Origin of the sequence: Pseudooceanicola antarcticus (genome assembly GCF_900215355.1) — a bacterium.
Taxonomy (GTDB): Bacteria; Pseudomonadota; Alphaproteobacteria; order Rhodobacterales; family Rhodobacteraceae; genus Pseudooceanicola; species Pseudooceanicola antarcticus.
The window spans coordinates 17,828-32,882 of the sequence record NZ_OBEA01000005.1; the positions used below are offsets into that span (position 1 = coordinate 17,828).

The 15,055-nt window shown below is 65.7% G+C and carries 15 protein-coding genes; 8 read left to right on the forward strand and 7 right to left on the reverse strand.

Going from position 1 to position 15,055, the window contains the following annotated elements:
- Positions 1–31: 31 nt before the first annotated feature.
- Positions 32–1,777, reverse strand: coding sequence for an arginine--tRNA ligase (gene argS / locus CRO50_RS12945; RefSeq protein ID WP_097146352.1), 1,746 nt, complete (start codon positions 1,775–1,777; stop codon positions 32–34).
- Between the two features lie 361 nt (positions 1,778–2,138).
- On the opposite strand from argS, the gene CRO50_RS12950 reads away from it, so the two are divergent.
- The gene (locus CRO50_RS12950) at positions 2,139–2,396 is read left to right on the forward strand and encodes a YjhX family toxin (protein ID WP_097146353.1); all 258 of its coding nucleotides are present in this window, start codon (positions 2,139–2,141) and stop codon (positions 2,394–2,396) included.
- Positions 2,397–2,421: 25 nt separating this feature from the next.
- Here CRO50_RS12950 and CRO50_RS12955 read toward each other — a convergent pair whose 3' ends face one another.
- Positions 2,422–3,633 (reverse strand): deoxyguanosinetriphosphate triphosphohydrolase, encoded by a 1,212-nt coding sequence (locus tag CRO50_RS12955; RefSeq protein WP_097146354.1) that lies wholly within the window; start codon positions 3,631–3,633, stop codon positions 2,422–2,424.
- An 87-nt stretch (positions 3,634–3,720) separates the two neighbouring features.
- Here CRO50_RS12955 and CRO50_RS12960 point away from each other — a divergent pair, with 87 nt between their 5' ends.
- Complete coding sequence (locus CRO50_RS12960) at positions 3,721–4,038, forward strand: HesB/IscA family protein (protein ID WP_097146355.1); 318 nt, start codon at positions 3,721–3,723, stop codon at positions 4,036–4,038.
- A gap of 92 nt (positions 4,039–4,130) precedes the next feature.
- On the opposite strand, the gene CRO50_RS12965 is transcribed toward CRO50_RS12960, so the two are convergent.
- The 3 genes from CRO50_RS12965 to CRO50_RS12975 all read right to left on the reverse strand — a co-directional run bounded on the left by CRO50_RS12965 (position 4,131) and on the right by CRO50_RS12975 (position 7,048).
- Positions 4,131–5,156, reverse strand: coding sequence for a DMT family transporter (locus CRO50_RS12965; protein WP_416061087.1), 1,026 nt, complete (start codon positions 5,154–5,156; stop codon positions 4,131–4,133).
- Entirely contained in the window at positions 5,153–6,283 is a 1,131-nt protein-coding gene (locus tag CRO50_RS12970; protein ID WP_097146356.1) for a DUF6902 family protein, read from the reverse strand. The genes CRO50_RS12965 and CRO50_RS12970 overlap by 4 nt, the downstream gene beginning before the upstream one ends.
- Before the next feature lie 114 nt (positions 6,284–6,397).
- Positions 6,398–7,048, reverse strand: coding sequence for a DUF6749 family protein (locus CRO50_RS12975; RefSeq protein WP_179747281.1), 651 nt, complete (start codon positions 7,046–7,048; stop codon positions 6,398–6,400).
- A gap of 436 nt (positions 7,049–7,484) precedes the next feature.
- On the opposite strand from CRO50_RS12975, the gene xth reads away from it, so the two are divergent.
- On the forward strand, positions 7,485–8,294 hold the full coding sequence (xth, locus tag CRO50_RS12980) for an exodeoxyribonuclease III (protein WP_097146357.1): 810 nt from the start codon (positions 7,485–7,487) through the stop codon (positions 8,292–8,294).
- Here xth and CRO50_RS12985 read toward each other — a convergent pair.
- A complete protein-coding gene (locus tag CRO50_RS12985; protein ID WP_097146358.1) occupies positions 8,271–9,542 on the reverse strand; it encodes an FAD-dependent monooxygenase in 1,272 nt (423 codons plus the stop codon). The two genes, xth and CRO50_RS12985, sit on opposite strands and share 24 nt — an antisense overlap.
- A 319-nt stretch (positions 9,543–9,861) precedes the next feature.
- Positions 9,862–10,284, reverse strand: a complete 423-nt coding sequence (gene dksA / locus CRO50_RS12990; protein WP_010141240.1) for an RNA polymerase-binding protein DksA — start codon at positions 10,282–10,284, stop codon at positions 9,862–9,864.
- 453 nt (positions 10,285–10,737) lie between these two features.
- On the opposite strand from dksA, the gene CRO50_RS12995 reads away from it, so the two are divergent.
- The 5 genes from CRO50_RS12995 to CRO50_RS13010 all read left to right on the forward strand — a co-directional run bounded on the left by CRO50_RS12995 (position 10,738) and on the right by CRO50_RS13010 (position 15,009).
- Entirely contained in the window at positions 10,738–11,586 is an 849-nt protein-coding gene (locus CRO50_RS12995; protein WP_097146359.1) for an AAA family ATPase, read from the forward strand.
- A 151-nt stretch (positions 11,587–11,737) separates the two neighbouring features.
- Positions 11,738–12,184: a GNAT family N-acetyltransferase gene (locus CRO50_RS13000; RefSeq protein ID WP_097146360.1), complete on the forward strand. Its 447-nt coding sequence runs from the start codon at positions 11,738–11,740 to the stop codon at positions 12,182–12,184.
- Positions 12,181–13,584 (forward strand): DUF2927 domain-containing protein, encoded by a 1,404-nt coding sequence (locus CRO50_RS13005; protein WP_097146361.1) that lies wholly within the window; start codon positions 12,181–12,183, stop codon positions 13,582–13,584. Before CRO50_RS13000 ends, CRO50_RS13005 begins: the two co-directional genes overlap by 4 nt.
- Before the next feature lie 30 nt (positions 13,585–13,614).
- On the forward strand, positions 13,615–13,782 hold the full coding sequence (locus tag CRO50_RS20155) for a hypothetical protein (RefSeq protein ID WP_179747282.1): 168 nt from the start codon (positions 13,615–13,617) through the stop codon (positions 13,780–13,782).
- A gap of 42 nt (positions 13,783–13,824) precedes the next feature.
- Positions 13,825–15,009, forward strand: a complete 1,185-nt coding sequence (locus tag CRO50_RS13010) for a vWA domain-containing protein (RefSeq protein WP_097146362.1) — start codon at positions 13,825–13,827, stop codon at positions 15,007–15,009.
- The last annotated feature ends 46 nt before the right edge of the window (positions 15,010–15,055 follow it).

A 15,055-nucleotide genomic window follows, 5' to 3' on the forward strand; every position in this document is an offset into this window, starting at 1 on the left:
GCGTCTGTTACCTGTTTCCGGCAGCGATGCGTCAGCGCATTTCTTCTGCCGGGGTCACGCCCAAGATACCAAGGCCTGCGGAAATAACAACGGCCACGGCCCGCGCAAGTGCCAGTTTCGACTGGGAAACGGCGGGATTGCCCTCTTGCACGAAACGCAATTGGGTTTCCTCGTTGCCACGGTTGTAAAGCGCATGCAGTTCCGAGGCGAGCTCGTAGAGGTAGAAGGCCACCCGGTGCGGCTCATGGGTGCGCGCGGCGATCTCGACCAGGCGCGGCCATTCGGCCAGCTTGCGGGCGACCGAGAGCTCGGAGGCATGGGTCATATCCGACAGGTCCGCGGCACCGAGGGTCGCGTCGTCACAGGCGATGCCGGCCTCAGCCGCGCGGCGCAGGGCCGAGCAGACGCGGGCATGGGCGTATTGCACGTAGAAGACGGGGTTGTCCTTGGACTGCTCCATCACCTTGTCGAAGTCGAAGTCCAGCGGCGCGTCGTTCTTGCGGGTCAGCATGACGAAGCGGGTCACATCCGCGCCGACCTGCTCGACCACGTCGCGCAGGGTGATGAAGGTGCCGGCGCGCTTCGACATCTTGAACGGCTCGCCGTTCTTGTAGAGCTTCACCAGCTGGCACAGCTTGATGTCCAGCGGCACGCGGTTGTTCGACAGGGCCGAGACCGCCGCCTTCATCCGCTTCACGTAGCCGCCGTGGTCGGCGCCGAAGACGTCGATCAACTGGTCGAAGCCGCGTTCCACCTTGTCGTAGTGATAGGCGATATCCGGGGCGAAATAGGTCCAGGCGCCGTCCGACTTCATGATCGGACGGTCAACGTCATCGCCGTGCTCGGTCGACTTGAAGAGGGTCTGCTCGCGCGGCTCCCAATCCTCGGGCGTCTTGCCCTTCGGCGGCTCCAGCACGCCGCGATAGATCAGCCCCTGGCTGCGCAGGCGCTCGATCGCCTCTTCGATGCGGCCGGTGCCATAGAGGCCCTTTTCGCTGAAGAAGACATCCATCTCGACGCCCAGAAGCTTCAGGTCGGCGCGGATCAGTTCGAGCATGGCATCGGTGGCGAATTCGCGCACCTCGGCCAGCCAGACCTCTTCGGGCTGGTCGACATAGGCGTCGCCCACCTTGTCTTTCAGCGCCTTGCCGGCGTCGATCAGGTATTCGCCGGGATAGGTGCCGTTCTCGAAGGTGACCTCGCGGCCGAATTGCTCGAGGTAGCGCAGGTAGACGGAGCGCGCCAGCACGTCGACCTGGGCGCCGCCATCGTTGATGTAGTACTCGCGGGTGACCTCATGGCCCGCGTAATCCAGCAGCGAGGCCAGGGCATCGCCGAAGACCGCGCCACGGGTGTGGCCCACGTGCAGCGGGCCGGTCGGGTTGGCCGAGACATATTCCACGTTGACCTTCTGCCCCTGCCCCATGTCGGAGCGGCCATAGGCCTCGCCCTGTGTCAGCACCGAGGCGACGATGCCGGCCCAGCTGTCTCCGGCCAGGCGCAGGTTCAGGAAGCCCGGTCCCGCCACCTCGGCAGAGGTGATGCGGGGGTCATAGGTCAGCTTGGCGGCCAGCGCCTCGGCGATGTCACGGGGCTTCATCTTGGCGGGCTTGGCCAGCACCATGGCGGCATTGGTCGCCATGTCCCCATGCGCCGGATCGCGCGGCGGCTCGACGGCGACATTGTCGAAGGCCAGCCCCTCGGGCAGGCGGTCTTCGGCCTGCAGGGCGGCAAGAGCGTCGAGTACGAGGGCGCGGATATCGGTAAAGAGGTTCATGTCTGTGTCCTGATGCGTCTCGCGGGGGTTTACCACCAGAACGCCAGAGGTCAATGCGCACGAGGGTAGAGGCCCGCACGGCCAGCATGGGGTACGGGCAGCAGGGGCACCGGCGGCCTCGCAGCCCCCGGCATATTTGTCGCAAGCCGAAAGCGGTGCGGGGGACCCGGCTTGACCCAAGCCCGCGCGCTGACTAGCTGAAAGGCGATCCCACAGCTTACTACGGGAATTGTTGATGCTGGAGAATGTCGGAACCCGCTGACCGGTCCTTTCAGGGACCAGCGGCAGAAAGATCCCGCCGGGCGCACCCGGACGGGGCAGTCTTTCCTGCCTGACGTGGTTTCAACACAGCATAACATCCATGAACATCTCGAAGTACGAACAGCGCGTGTTGCACGCGCTGGCGCAGGGCGGGCGTATCCTTTACGAGCGCGCGCCGAACGGCCGGGTGACAGAGGTCACCTGCGTCACCCGTGACGGGCTCATCCTGTCCGATTGCACACTGGAGGTCTGGGCCCGGCTCAGGCGCAAGCGGCTGATCGAAAGCCGCGACTCCAGCCCCTACCGGATCTCCGACAGGGGCAGGCGCAATGTCAGGGCACAGCTCGACAACCGCTGAACGCGGCCAGCGATCTTCGGGGAGATCACTCCCCGGAGATCCGATCCGCGTAGCGGATATGGCCCGGCCCCGAGGCGCGCAGCCCCGGCTCGGGCTCGGCACCGGTCAAGCGGGCATGTTCGACGATGGCGAAACGGTCCGTCATGCCAGAGATGTAGTCGCTGACGATGCGTGCCAGTTTCAGCTCGTCGCCCTCGATATCTTCGACATCCTTGCGCCATTGCTTGGGCAGCAGGTCGGGGCTTTCCATGAAGAGGGGGAAGAGCTCCAGCACGATGCGCGTGACCTTCTTGCGCATCTCGACCACCTCCGGCGCGCGGTACATGCGCTGGAAGAGGAAACCCCGGATCACCTTGAGATCGCTCCAGATATCGGGAGAGAAGCGCACCATCATGCGCCCCGCCGCGCGCACGTCCTCGACCCGCTCGGGCTTCAGCGCCTCGAGGTTGGCACGGCTCACGTCGATCACGTCGCTGACCAGTACGCCAAAGAAACGCCGCAGCGCCTCGTGGCGGCGGCGATAGTAGTTCAGACCGGGATAAAGCCGGTCGACCTCGGCGAAACAGCCCGACAGGATCGGCAGTTCGGCCAGCTCATCGGTCGAGAAGAGCTCGGCGCGCAGCCCGTCGTGCAGGTCATGGTTGTTATAGGCAATATCATCCGACAGCGCCGCCACCTGCGCCTCGGCGCTGGCGTGGGTCGAAAGCTCGAGGTCGTGCAGCCTGTTGTAATCGGCCAGCGCATAGGGGATCTGGCCCACCACCGGGCCATTGTGCTTGGCAATGCCTTCCAGGGTTTCCCAGGTCAGGTTCAGACCGTCCCACTCGGCATAGGTGCGCTCGAGGTTGGTGACGATGCGGATCGCCTGCGCGTTGTGATCAAAACCGCCATAGGGGGCCATCAGCTCGTGCATGGCGTCTTCGCCGGTGTGGCCAAAGGGGGTGTGGCCCAGGTCATGGGCCAGGGCGACGGCCTCGGTCAGCTCCTGGTTCAGGCCAAGCGCGCCGGCGATGGTCCGCGCCACCTGCCCCACCTCGATGGAATGGGTCAGCCGGGTGCGGAAGTAATCGCCCTCGTGCTCGATGAAAACCTGGGTCTTGTGCTTAAGCCGCCGGAAGGCAGAGGCGTGGATGATCCGGTCGCGGTCGCGCTGGAAGCACGAGCGGAAGGCGCTTTCCTCTTCCGGATAAAGACGTCCGCGAGAGCGGAGCGGGTCGGAGGCATAGGGCGCGCGCATGATCAGATCCCTCGGGCTTCTTGTCGCCGTTTCGCCCCTTCCTTATATTGGAGGCAAGAGACATGCAAAATGTCAGGAGAATTTCCGATGAACCTGCCCCCGAAAGTTACCGATCGCGCCTTTGATCGCCTCTCTGAGATCGGCGCGGGCGCCCAGGCCCTGCGCGTCGCCGTCGAAGGTGGCGGCTGCTCGGGCTTCCAGTACGACATCCGCCTGGACGAGCCCGCCGCCGATGACCTGGTGCTGGAGGGCAAGGGCCAGAAGGTGGTCGTCGACCCGACCTCCCTGCCCTTCCTCGCCGGCGCCGTGATCGACTTCACCGAAGAGCTGATCGGCGCGCGTTTCGTGATCGAGAACCCGAACGCCACCTCCAGCTGCGGCTGCGGCACCTCCTTCTCGATCTGAGCGGGAGGCACGGCCGGGGGCAAGGCCCCCGCCTTGCGCCAGTGAGCTGCGCGGACACCTCTAGCCATTGAAAAACTGAAGGAAACCGGCGGCTATTCCGCCGGGGTGGCAGGCTTGTCTGCCCGCGCCATGGCGGGTACGGGCTCAAACGCCCGGCTACGCGCCGCCCTGCTGCGCACCACGCCGCCCAGGGCCAGCTGGTCGTAGATCAGGTAGAGCCCCGAACCGATGACGATGGCCGAACCGAGGAAGACATTGGCGCTGGTGGTCTCTCCGAAGATCAGCGCGCCGATGATCACCATCCAGACGAATTGCAGGTTCATCAGCGGCGTGACGACATAGGCCGCCAGCAGGCGCAGCGCGATGACCAGCACCCAGCGGGCGAAGAAGAGGAAGGCGGCATAGGCGGCGATCCAGGCCAGGTCATGCAGCGCCATGGGTCGATAGACGAAGGGCAGCGCCACGGCCATGACAGCCGCCAGCACCACGTTGGGCCAGAAGACCTGCGCCAGGGCATTGCTTTCAAACTGGCCGATCCGCCGCGCCATGACCATCGAGAGCGTCCCCGAAGCGGTGGCCCCAAAGGCGATCAGATGCCCGAGCGAGATCGCATGCACCCCGTCGGGGAAGAGGCAGACCACGCCGACGAAACCGGCGCCCAGGGCGAACCAGACCGCGAGAGAGACCTTCTCTCGCAGGATCGGGCCGGTCATGAGACCGGCGAAGATCGGCATCAGGCCGATGAAGACGAAGACCTCGGCGAATTCCAGCAGCTTGAAGGCGTAGAAGTAGCAGACCGAGGCGACAACCGTGGCCATCGCCCGCACCGCCATGTCCCAGGGCCGCGTGGTGCGCACCGCATCCATCACGCCGGAGCCGTTCTTCAGCCATTCCGCGCCAAGACAGAAGCTGGCCACCAGCGTGCCCGACAGCACGTAGAGCTGCGGCGCCGCAAAGTTGCCCGAGACAAACTTGGTGATCGCATCCGCCGAAGAGATCAGCGCGGTGTAGAGAAGCACCAGGACGACCCCCGCGAGGGTCGCCTTGATTGCCAGCTTGTGCTGGGCCCGCTTCGCTTGGGCCATGGGCTTTCGGGCTTTGCCGGTCTTGTCAGTCACGCGCTGGCCCTCTCCTGCGACGCGGCGAGGCCCGCGCGGGAGAACCCGGCGAAGAAGGCATCGAAATCCGTACAGGCCTCGGCGGCGCGCGCCAGGTGGCCAATGGCCCAGGGCTCTGACAGGGCCTCGTGGATCGGGTCCTGCATGCGCTGCCAATCGGCGCTGCGCGCCTCGTCGAGCTGCATCAGGCATTGGGACATCAGGCGCAGGGGGCCTGCGGGGCGGGGGGCGGAATGGACGGCGACGCGACCTTCTGGAACCACCTGGCGGAAGCTTTCCTGCCCGGCCGTGGCCATGGCCCAGTTGCTCACGAGAAACTCGTGGTAGTCGTCATGCCCCATTGCGCCCTCCCAGGCTTCGACGGTGTACCCGCTCGTTTCGCGGTTCAACCAGCTCTCCCAAGCTTCGGGCGGCGTCATTCCGGCATAGCGCATTGCCACGCAGATCTCGGCCAACAGGTCCGCATTGAGATCAAGGTACGCGAGGGTTCCCGCAAAGTTAAGGCTCTCTTTTGCCCTTTGCGTCAATTGCACCGCAAAACGCCCATACTCGCTGAGGTAGAAGACGATGTGGGTCAGTTCGTAGGCAGCTTTCTTGTTTGGAACCATGAAGGTACGGGGCCGAGAGATGAATTTCGTCAGCCGTTCGGTCAGCGCCTCGCTCTCTGCGGCAGAGCCAGAGGGGTCGAGATCGCGGCGCAACATCAGCCTGCGTGCCTCTGCCCGTTGCAAATCCGACAGTTCCGCCTCGGCCAGCCCCTGGTCGTAGGCCCAGCGGACCAGCCCTTCGGCCTTGCCGCCCGGCATGCCGAGCGCTTCGAGGTCCAGCGCGATGGAGAGGAAGAAGCGGTAGTACTGGGGAAAGAAGCCCAGTCTCTTCTCGATGCCATCATAGACGGCCTTATAGGCCTGCAGCGCCTCTTCGGGCAGCGCGCCGCTGGCGATGGTCTGGCCGGTGCTTTCCAGGATGTTCAGCACCTCGGCGTTTTCCTTTAGCCAGAAGACATCATCGGCAGAGCGTCTTTCATTGGCAAATCGGTCGAGCAGGGCCGCGCGGCGCGCGGCCCGGCCCTGGCTCCGGGCGGGGAAGGTCAGTTGGACAACGTTCGACTGGACTGCATGTGTCATGGGTCAGGTTCCTTTCCGTCTGATCGTCGGCCCCGGAGGGGGCGAGATCAGACGGAAGGCGTCCTTTCACACTCCCCTGCCCGGTCCGGGCAAGTTTGCTCGGTCTGGAGCGGGTCAGCTGCCCGAGGTGAAGGCCTGGACCTGGTCACCGGCGGAGGCGTCGGAGGCCACCGGTGCGGAACCCGAAGTGAACATCTCGACCGCATCGCCTGCGGAGGCGTCGGAAGTCAGCGGGGCGGAGCCCGAGGTGAACATCTCGACCGCATCGCCGGTGGAGGCGTCCGAGGTCAGCGGAGCGGAACCCGAGGTGAACATCTCGACCGCATCGCCGGTGGAAGCGTCGGATGTCAGCGGCGCGGAGCCAGAGGTGAACATCTCGACCGCATCGCCGGTGGAGGCGTCCGAGGCCAGCGGGGCGGAACCCGAGGTGAACAGCTCGACCGCATCGCCGGTGGAGGCGTCCGAGGTCAGCGGGGCGGAACCCGAGGTGAACAGCTGGATCGCATCACCCGCCATGGTGTCGAAGCTCATCGGCGCCGAGCCGGAGGTGAACATTTCGACCGCGTCGCCTGCCATGGCAGTGGCAGCGCGCAGCGGTGCGGAACCCGAGGTGAAAAGGCCCAGGGCCTCGCCGCCCATCAGGTCACCTTCTGCACGGGGCGCGGAGCCCGAGGTGAACATCTCGGTGGCGTCACCATTCAGCATGGTTTCGGCAGCATCTGCGATAAGGCTTGCGGATTGGGTGGCTTTGCGGATAGCAGACATCGGAATCTCCAAGTCGTTGAAAAGAAAGGACGAGTGCCATCACGCTTGCACGGCGGAATGGAGCTGAAAACCAGATTTTCAATTTTTCCGTGTCAAGATTAAGTTATTCACAATAACTTTTATCGGCAAGATATTGTTTCCGTGTAAACAAGAATAACTTGCCAAAAATTTCACAGGCACCATTCAGAGGGGAATGGAATCTGGAACATTTCACGAACGCAAAAGAGATTCGCGCGCCCTGTCGCGGAATCATGGCGAATCGTGAAACTTGCACTCGGAACTCGACGCCCGTCTGGACAGCGAAGGCCGGAACGCCGAAAAGCCTTGCAGGACGGGATGCACGGGCTGGACTTGCCAAGTCAGGCGAAGTCTTGCTGGCGCATATCCCTCAGAGTTGCGCTTTCGCGATGCGATGAAAAGAAAAAAGGGGTTCCCCATGAAGCTGGCCACGTTCAACATCAACGGCATCAAGGCACGCATCCAGGCGCTCAGTGACTGGCTGGACGAGGCACAGCCCGACGTGGCGGTGCTGCAAGAGATCAAGTCGGTGGACGAGGCCTTTCCGCGTGAGCTCTTCGAGGAGAAGGGCTACCAGGTGGAAACCCACGGCCAGAAGAGCTTCAACGGCGTGGCGATCCTGTCGAAGCTGCCGCTGGAGGACATCCGCCGCGGCCTGCCGGGCGATGACGGCGACGAACAGGCGCGCTGGATCGAGGCCACTGTGGTGGGCGAGAAGAACGCGCTCAGGATCTGCGGGCTCTATCTGCCCAATGGCAACCCGGTCGAGCTGGACGAGGCCGGGCGCCCGGTCGAGGGTGGCAAGTATGCCTACAAGCTGGCCTGGATGGAGCGCCTGAAGACCCGCGCCGAAGAGCTGCTGGCCACCGAAGAGCCCTCGGTCATGCTGGGCGATTACAACATCATCCCCCAGGCCCAGGACGCGGCCAATCCGAAGAAGTGGGAGGGCGATGCGCTTTATCGCCCTGAAAGCCGCGCCGCCTGGCAGCGCATCGTCAACCTGGGCTTCACCGAGATCTTCCGCACCCGCCACGCGGCGCCGGGGCATTACACCTTCTGGGATTACCAGGCCGGGGCCTGGCAGAAGAACGACGGTATCCGCATCGACCACATGCTGATGAGCCCGCAATGCGCCGACCTGGTCGAGGATTGCGGCATCGACGCCGGTATCCGGGGCCGTGAGAAGCCCTCGGACCACGTGCCGCTATGGGCAGAGATCGCCCTGTGACTGCGGACAGGGCAGCGGCTCCGAGAGCCGCCGCCCGCCGGTGACATCCAGACCATAGAGCCAATCGAACTGGTTCAGCATCATGCCCGGCGTGAACCGGCCCGCCAGGCGCAGCGCGGAATGGGCCGCGAAGCGCAGCGGCGGGAAGCTGAGGTGGTATTTCCACGCATTGCGATTGGCCGCCTCGATGGCGCGGGCGGTGCGCGACCGGCGCATCTGCTGGTAGCGGGCAAGCCCGGCCTCTGCCCCCTGCCCGGCCTCCACCGCGCTCGAGAGCTCCTCGGCCAGCACCCAGGCATCCTCGAGCGCGAGGTTGGCGCCCTGTGCCAGGAAGGGCAGTGTCGGATGGGCGGCATCGCCAAGAAGCGCGCTCGCCCCCTGGGTCCAGTTCTTCGCCACCTCGTGGCGGTGCAGCCCCCAGAGATGCACCCGGCGCACGCGTCCAAGAATGGATTGCACCTCGGGGCAGAAGCCGCGGAAGGCGGCGCGCAGGTTCTCGGGGTCGTCCTCGTGGCTCCAGCTGTCAGGTGCCCAGTCGCGGCGCTCTTCGACGGCGACGATATTGCGATAGGCCCCGCCGCGCAGAGGGTAGGTCACCAGGTGGCGCTTGGGGCCCATGTAGACCCGCGCCTCTGCTCCGGCCGGGTCCTCGGGGGCCGCAGGCACCACGGCGCGCCAGGCCACCTGCCCGGTGAAGGCAGGGTCGGCCTCGCCCAGGATGGCGCGGCGCAGGCAGGAATGCAGACCGTCGGCCCCCACCACAAGGTCGGGACGCATGCGGGCATGGTTGGCAATGCGGATCTCGGGCTCGGGGCCGGTCTGGACGCGCTCGACCCGTTGCAGCAGTCGAATGCGGGCCCCGGCGGAACGCGCGCCATGGGCCAGCGCGGCGATCAGGTCGGCGCGGTGGCAGAGGTAGTAGCCGCCCTGCGCCCCGGCGGCGGGCGTTACGGCTCCGGCGACCTCGGGTCCCGGCCCCTGCAGCTCCATGCGGATTGCCGAGCGGCCCGAGCGGTCCAGCAGGTGCACCGCCTCGCTCGCCATGCCGATCTTCTCGGGCGCCATGCCCAGCCCGCGCAGCACTGCCGCGCCATTGGGGCTGATCTGCAAACCGGCGCCCACTTCGCGGATCTTGTCGGCCTGCTCCAGCACCGTCACCTCGGCCCCGCGCAGGGCCAGGGCCCGCGCGGCCGCCAGCCCGCCGATACCGGCACCGATCACGGCGATCTTCAAGCCTTCGAGGTGCAATCGCTGTCTCCTGCTGAGGCCGCCTGGGCCGGGACATCTGGTCTGGCATCATCTGCGAGGCACCGGGGCGGCGGAATCGCCTGCCCCAGGGTGCCGGGCGCGTGGATATGGCGCAAAGCCCTGCCGGGATGCAACCCGCAACCCCGATCCGCGACCGGGAAGCGCGACCCGAAGGGGCCCCCCCCCCCCCCGCAAGCCGTGCCCCGCAGGTCTTGCCCCGGAACGAACAACGCCGGGGCATGGCCCCGGCGCTGGTCAATCTCGCAAATCCTCTTCCGGCTCGCTACGGGATGCCCCCCGCCGCTTGGCTTGGAATGGATCAATCGTCGCGGTGGACCTTCTCACGGCGCTCGTGACGCTCCTGCGCCTCGAGGCTCATGGTGGCGATCGGCCGAGCGTCGAGACGCTTCAGGCTGATCGGCTCGCCGGTCACTTCGCAATATCCGTATTCGCCCTCGTCGATCCGGCGTAGCGCGCTGTCGATCTTGGCCACCAGCTTGCGCTGGCGATCACGGGTCCGCAGTTCCAGTGCACGGTCGGTCTCTTCGCTGGCACGGTCCGCGATATCGGGAATATTCCGGGTGGAATCCTTCATCCCCTCGATGGTATCGCGGCTGTCTGAGAGGATTTCCTCTTTCCAGGCCAGCAACTTGCGACGGAAATACTCTGTCTGACGGTCATTCATGAACGGCTCGTCCTCAGCGGGACGATAATCGTCTTCAAGGAAAGTTTCTGCTTTCATCAGCGGCTCCCGAACTTGTCCTCGCCCCGAGAGAGAAGAGCCTTCCCGGGCAGCGGGGTCCCCTGCGGAGGCTCTAACGCCTGCCGCGGCCAATGTCACTACACAATCCGTTAGCCAATCGCCCGCCGTCCCCGGCCTTCCCCTGCGGCAATTTGCTGGAAAAACCCGCGCAGCCCTTCCGCAAACCCCTGAAAAAACCGCTTTTGAAAAAGCACTTATCGGGTTTCCCCGGTCCCCGCCCTGCCGCCCGAGCGCGCCGCCACCCCTGCGAAGGTCGGTAAAATGCGATTGGTTATGATGAACCCGAATGTAAGAAATTTGCTCAAATGAGTTGCTTAACGCGCCCGCATCGGTCGCTTTTGGACCCCGCCGCGCGCCATTGCGACGGGACGGCGCGCTTGCCATTCGCAGCCCCGGACCCTACCCCTTTGAGGCACTCAGAGGGAGGATTGCATGAGCGCGCGTTTCGAAGGCACGGCGGATTACGTCGCAACCGAGGACCTGACCGTTGCGGTCAATGCGGCGATCACCCTGCAGCGTCCGCTGCTGGTGAAAGGCGAGCCGGGCACCGGCAAGACCGAGCTGGCCCGCCAGGTGGCCGAGAGCCTCGGCGCACCGATGATCGAATGGAACATCAAGTCCACGACCCGCGCGCAGCAGGGTCTTTACGAATACGATGCCGTCAGCCGGCTGCGCGACAGCCAGCTGGGCGAAGAGCGCGTCCATGACGTGAAGAACTACATCCGCAAGGGCAAGCTCTGGCAGGCCTTCGAGGCCGAAAGCCGCGTGGTGCTGCTGATCGACGAGATCGACAAGGCCGATATCGAGTTCCCCAACGACCTGCTGCAGGAACTCGACCGGATGGAATTCCACGTCTACGAGACCGGAGAGACCATCGCCGCCACCAACCGGCCCATCGTCATCATCACCTCGAACAACGAGAAGGAGCTGCCCGACGCCTTCCTGCGCCGCTGCTTCTTCCACTACATCCGCTTCCCCGACATGGAGACCATGCGCAAGATCGTCGAGGTGCATCATCCGGGCATCAAGGCCGATCTGCTGACCACCGCCCTCACCCAGTTCTTCGAGCTGCGCGAGATGCAGGGGCTGAAGAAGAAGCCCTCGACCTCCGAGGTGCTGGACTGGCTGAAGCTCCTGCTGGCCGAGGATCTGAGCGCGGCGGACCTGAAGCAGGAGGGCGGCAATGCGCTGCCGAAGCTGCACGGGGCGCTGCTGAAGAACGAGCAGGACGTGCATCTCTTCGAGCGCCTGGCCTTCATGGCGCGCGGCCAGCGGCGCTGAGCCATGGGTGCGCCCGCCTGCCACCTGCGCAAGCCGCGCTGCGCGGCACGGGGGGCGCATTTCCTGCCGATCCCCCCGGCCTGCGGGAAAGCTGTTTCCCTGCGGTCAAAAATCGGTAAGCCTTGGGTGTGACGACAGAAAGACCCGAACCATGACACTCCAGATCCGCCCCCTCATTGCCGCCGACAAGCCCGCCTGGGCGGAGCTCTGGAGGGGCTATCTGGAGTTCTACAAGACCACCCTGCCCGAGGCCCAGTACGCGCTGACCTTCGCGCGGCTTCTGGACGAGGCCCGGCCCCAATGGGGGTTGCTGGCGCTGGTGGATGGCCGGCCTGCGGGACTGGTGCATTACCTCTTCCATGCCCACAACTGGCAGGACGCCGATATCTGCTACCTGCAGGATCTCTACGCCGCCCCGGAGGCGCGCGGCACCGGCCTTGGCCGGGGGCTGATCGAGGCGGTGCGGGACAGGGCCCGCGCGGCGGGCAGCTCGGGGCTTTACTGGATGACCCAGGAGGGCAATGCCACGGCCCGCCAGCTCTATGACCGGCTGGCCGAGAAGACCGATTTCATCAAGTACCGGATGGACCTGGAATGAGACCGCTGCGCGCCCTTTGCACGCTCCTCTCGCTTGGCCTGCCCCTGGGCCTGCTGACAGGCTGCATGGCGCCGCCGCTTGAAACTTCGGCCACGCCGACCCGCGCCGCGCAGCAGGCGCTGCCCGATCTGCCGCCGATGAAGCTCTTTGCCGCCAGCGGAGCGCCGGACTCGCTGCCGATCTCGAACGCCGACCTGGCGCGGGATTTCCTCGACCTCAGCTTCCAGCTGGAATCGGGGCGCAGCCTGCCCGTCTTCACCCGCTTCGAGGGACAGATCCGCGTTGGCCTGGCAGGTCAGGTGCCCCCCGGCATGGCCCGCGACCTCGATGCGGTGATCGCCCGGCTTCGGCGCGAGGCCGGGATCGACATCATCCGCCTGCCCTCGGGCTACGAGGGCAATCTCAACATCAATGCCGTGCCCGGCGAGGAGATCCGCAAGGAGCTGCCCGCCGCAGCCTGTTTCGTGGTGCCCGGCATCACCCGGCTGTCGCAATACCGCCAGGCCCGGCGCCAGGACCGCACCGACTGGACGCGGCTCAAGACACGCTCGAAGCTGGCGATCTTCGTGCCCTCGGATGCCGCCCCGCAAGAAACCCGCGACTGCCTGCACGAGGAGCTGGCCCAGGCGCTCGGCCCCCTGAACGATCTCTACCGGTTGCCCGACAGCACCTTCAACGACGACAATATCCACTCGATCCTGACCCGCTACGACATGCTGATCCTGCGCATGACCTATGCGCCCGAGCTGCGCTCCGGCATGAGCCGGGCCGAGGTTCAGGCGCGGCTGCCCGACCTGCTGGACCGGCTCAACCCCGGTGGTCGCAACGTGGCGCCGCGCCACCTCGGGGCCACGCCGCAGGCCTGGATGAACGAGGTGGCGCGGGCGCTCGGGCCGGGCATCTCGCCCGCAAACCGGGTGCGCGGGGCGCGCCAGGCCGTGGCGCTGGCGCAGAGCTATGGCTGGACGGATCACCGGCTGGCCTTCTCCTATTACATGCTGGGACGGCTCAGCCAGTCACAGGACCCCCGCGCCGCGCATCGCTACCTGCTGCAGGCGCATCAGCTCTATTCGCGCGACCGCGGCACCCGCCTGCATGCCGCCCATACGGCGGTGCAACTGGCCGCCTTTGCCCTGGCGGGCGGCGACCCCGAGAAGGCGCTGGCGCTGCTCTCGGGGCGGGCGCAGGTGGCGCGCGAGTACCAGAACGCCATGCTGCTGGCCAATATCGAGATGCTGCGCGCCGAGGCGCTTGAGCAGACCGGCCAGCCCCAGGAGGCGCGCCGCGTTCGGCTGGACTCTCTGGGCTGGGCGCGCTACGGCTTCGGCCCGGACTGGGCCGTGCGCGCCCGTCTGCAAGAGATCGCGGCATTGAACCCGGCGCGTGGCAAGAGCCTCTGACGCCCGGCGACCTGGGCAGGAGAAATACGGATGTTCGCAGTAGCAGGTCTTGTGATCGGCGCATTCCTCGGCGCCTGGCGCGCCAAGCGCCGCGGCGGTGACCGCCGTGACATGTTCCAATATGCCGCCAGCCATGCCATCCTCTTCGCGCTGATCGGGCTCTTCTTGACCCTCATCATCCACCGCGCGCTGGTCTGACCCTGTCGGTCTGACGCTCCGGCGCCCAGCCTCGGAGACCAGATGTTCATCCCCTTCTTCGAAGCCCTGCGCAGCCACGCGGTGCCGGTCTCGCTGCGCGAATACCTGACCTTTCTCGAAGCGCTGAAGGCGGGGCTGGTCACCTACGACCCCGAGGGGTTCTACTACCTCGCCCGCTCGGCCATGGTGAAGGACGAGCGCAATATCGACCGTTTCGACCGTGCCTTCGCCCAGGCGTTCTCGGGGCTGGAAGATATCTCCTTCGACCAGGTCATGGAGGCGGTCGAGATCCCCGCCGACTGGCTGCGCTCGATGGCCGAAAAGCACCTGAGCGAAGAGGAAAAGGCGCAGATCGAGGCGCTTGGCGGTTTCGACAAGCTGATGGGGACCCTCAAGCAGCGGCTGGAAGAGCAGAAGGAACGCCACCAGGGCGGCTCGAAGTGGATCGGCACGGGTGGCACCTCGCCCTTTGGCGCCGATGGCTACAACCCCGAAGGCGTGCGCATCGGCCAGAAGGAGAGCCGCCACAGACGCGCGGTGAAGGTCTGGGACAAGCGCGAGTTCCGCGATTTCGACGACACCCAGGAGCTGGGCACGCGCAACATCAAGGTGGCGCTGAAACGGCTGCGCAAATGGGCCCGCGACGGGGCGCATGACGAGCTGGACCTCGACGGCACCATCCGCGCCACCGCCGAACACGGCTATCTCGACGTGCAGACCCGGCCCGAGCGGCGCAACGCCGTGAAGGTGCTGGTGTTTCTCGATGTCGGCGGCTCGATGGACCCGCATGTGAAGGTGGTCGAAGAGCTCTTCTCGGCCGCCCGTGCCGAATTCAAGCACCTCGAACACTACTACTTCCACAATTGCCTTTACGAAGGCGTCTGGCGCGAAAACGCCCGCCGCTGGACCGAGCAGACCCCCACCTGGGAGGTGCTGCGCACCTATGGTGCCGACTACAAGTGCATCTTCGTCGGCGATGCCAGCATGAGCCCCTACGAGATCGCCTACCCCGGCGGCGCCAGCGAGCACTGGAACGCCGAGGCCGGCCAGACCTGGCTGCAACGTGCCCGCGAGCACTGGCCCGATCACCTGTGGATCAACCCCGTGCCCGAGCGCTACTGGGACTACACCCATTCCATCGGCATGATCCGCGAGCTCTTCGAGGACCGCATGGTGCCGATGACGCTTGAGGGACTGGAGCGGGGCATGCGCGACCTGGTGCGCTAGGGAACCCGATCGCCTGCCGGTGAGTTGGGTCTGCAAGACCCATGAC